3 protein-coding genes are annotated in these 2639 nt (G+C 62.9%); all 3 read right to left on the minus strand.

Annotated features, from left to right (window positions below):
- Positions 1-993: ATP-binding cassette domain-containing protein (locus AAAB16_RS00805; RefSeq protein WP_340661615.1), on the minus strand; the 993-nt coding region annotated here is incomplete at its 3' end.
- Positions 990-1829: an ABC transporter permease gene (locus tag AAAB16_RS00810; RefSeq protein WP_340661616.1), complete on the minus strand. Its 840-nt coding sequence runs from the start codon at positions 1827-1829 to the stop codon at positions 990-992. The genes AAAB16_RS00805 and AAAB16_RS00810, both read right to left, overlap by 4 nt.
- On the minus strand, positions 1826-2639 hold an 814-nt coding region (locus tag AAAB16_RS00815), incomplete at its 5' end, for an ABC transporter permease (protein ID WP_340661617.1). The genes AAAB16_RS00810 and AAAB16_RS00815, both read right to left, overlap by 4 nt.

Consider the following 2639-nt stretch of genomic DNA (forward strand, 5'->3'; position numbering starts at 1 on the left):
CCCTAAGAGCGCGCGCGCCAAGGTGGACTTACCCGAACCCGACTCGCCGACAATCCCCAATGTTTCCCCCGGCCGCAGTTGCAGCGCCACATCCTGCAACGCGGCAACACCATGACGTCGCCAGCCCTGACGGCGCCAGTGCTGTTTGTGCACCCCCTCGACCACCAACAACGGCGTCTTTTCATTCGGCTGTTGCGCAGCCCGTGGGTGCAGCACCGAAGCCTCCAGCAACCGACGGGTATACGCATGACGCGGCGCCTGCAGCACCTGCGCCGCGCTGCCCTGCTCCACCGGCGTGCCCGCCTCCATCACCAACACGCGGTCGGCCATGCTGCGCACCACGGCAAAGTCGTGGGTAATCAGCAGCACTGCCATGCCGGTGTCACGGCGGATACGTTGCAGCAAGCTGAGAATTTGCGTGCGCGTGGCCGCATCCAGCGCAGAAGTGGCTTCGTCGGCAATCAGCAGACGCGGCTGGCAGGCCAAGGCAATGGCAATCGCCACTCGCTGTCGCTGGCCGCCGGACAGTTGAAAGGGATAGGCCAGACGTAGGCGCTCGGGATCTGCTAGGCCGACATAGTCCAACAGCTCCAACACGCGCTGCAGGCGAGCCTGACGTTTCAGGGCCGTGTGCAGCGACAGCGATTCTTCAATCTGCGCGCCCACGCGCACGACGGGGTTTAGCGCCAACAGCGGCTCTTGCGAGACCAAGGCAATATCGCGCCCGCGTATCTGGCGCATCGCGCGTTCATCGAGGGTCAGCAGGTCTTGCCCGGCGAAGACGATTTGGCCGCCATCCACCTGTAAACCAGAGGGCAGCAGACGCAAAATCGCCGCACCCAAGGTGGACTTGCCCGAGCCGGATTCACCCACCACACAGAGCAATTCACCCTCGGCAATCTGCACGTCCAAAGCGGCAAACGCATGGCGGCGTTCGGCCCCGGTCGGCAAGCGCACGGACAAGCCCTTAATCTCCAGCAACGGCATGCTCATGGGCCCACCTGTTCGCGCACATTGAAGGCCACACGCAGGCCTTCACCTACCCGATGCACCGCCAACACAGTGATGACGATGGCCAGACCCGGCCACAAACTCAGCCACCAGGCTTGCCGCGCCAGGTTGCGGGAGGAATCGATCATCGACCCCCAGCTCATGGATTCCGGGTCGCCCAGACCAAGAAACGACAGCGCCGACTCACCGAGAATCGCCGCCGTCATCACCAAACCAACCAGCGACAGCACCGGCGGCAAGGCATTGGGCAAGATTTCTACAAAAACGATATGCAGCGGCCGTTGCCCGGCGGTGCGTGCCGCCAGCACGAAATCCTGCTGACGCAAACTGAGAAATTCGCTGCGCACAATACGCGCCACCGGCGGCCAAGCGGCCAGGGTAATGGCCAGTACCAGGGAGGTAATCGACGGTTCAAGAATGGCCACCAGAATCACCCCCAGAAACAGCCCGGGGATCACCTGAAAGACATCGGTCACGCGCATCAAAATCGCGTCTCCCAGCCCGCCGGAATAACCGGCCAGGGCGCCGATCACAATGCCGGTCAGTAAGGTAAAAAACGTCACCAGCAGGCCAATGCTCAGCGACAATCGCGCGCCATAGAGCAGACCTGCCAGCGGGTTACGGCCCAGCAAGTCAGTGCCCAACGGCCATTGCCATGCGGCGAACGGCGGCTGTAATGGCGGCGCAACCATGGCCCAGGCGGTCTCGGGATAGAGCCACGGCGCAGCGATGGCCAACAGGCCCACCACCAGCAGAAAAATCGCGCTGATCAGCGCACTGGGCTGCCGGCTGAAACGACGCAGGGTACGGATGCTCATGCGGCACCTCGACTGGCGCCAATACGCGGATCAAACAGATAGCAGGCGAGTTCGCCGAGTAAATTACCCAACAGCACCAATAGGGAAACCACCAGAAAAACCCCCAGCAACAACGGGTAGTCACGGGCCTCCAGCGACTCATAAAGCAGCCGCCCAATTCCCGGCCAGGCGTACACCACTTCCACCAGCAGGCTCGCGCTGGCCAGTTGCCCCAATTGCAAGCCGGCATAGGTAGTAACCGGCAGCAAGGCGTTGCGCAGCACGTGACGCAGCAACACGCGGGTTTCCCCAGCGCCCTTGGCCCGCGCGGTGCGCACGTAGTCCTGGCTAAACACCTCCAGCATGGCGCCACGGGTGAGCTGCACATACACCGCAACAAACACAAAGGTCAGCGAGATGCACGGCAACACCAAGTGACGCGCCACATCGCCCACCCGCGCCCAGCCACTCAATCCACCGCCCACCGCTTCCATGCCAAACGCTGGCAGTACATCCAGCGCGACGGAAAACAGCAGCACCATCAGCAGGGCCAACCAGAACGATGGCGTGGCATAGAGCAGCATGGCGCCGTTGCTGATAATTCGATCCAGCCGCCCACCCCGCTGCCGGCTACGGGCGGCCAGCACACCGAGGCTGACACCCACCAGCATCGACAGCACAAACGCTGAACCGAGCAGCAACACCGTGGCCGGCAAGCGCTCGGCAATCAGTGGCCAGACGGCGGTCTGGTTGCGGTGGGAAAAGCCCAGGTCACCAACCGCCACCTTGCTTAAGTAATCCAGCAGTTGGGTGAGCAACGGCCGGTTCAGG

This window comes from Pseudomonas sp., from assembly GCF_037994325.1.
Taxonomy (GTDB): Bacteria; Pseudomonadota; Gammaproteobacteria; order Pseudomonadales; family Pseudomonadaceae; genus Aquipseudomonas.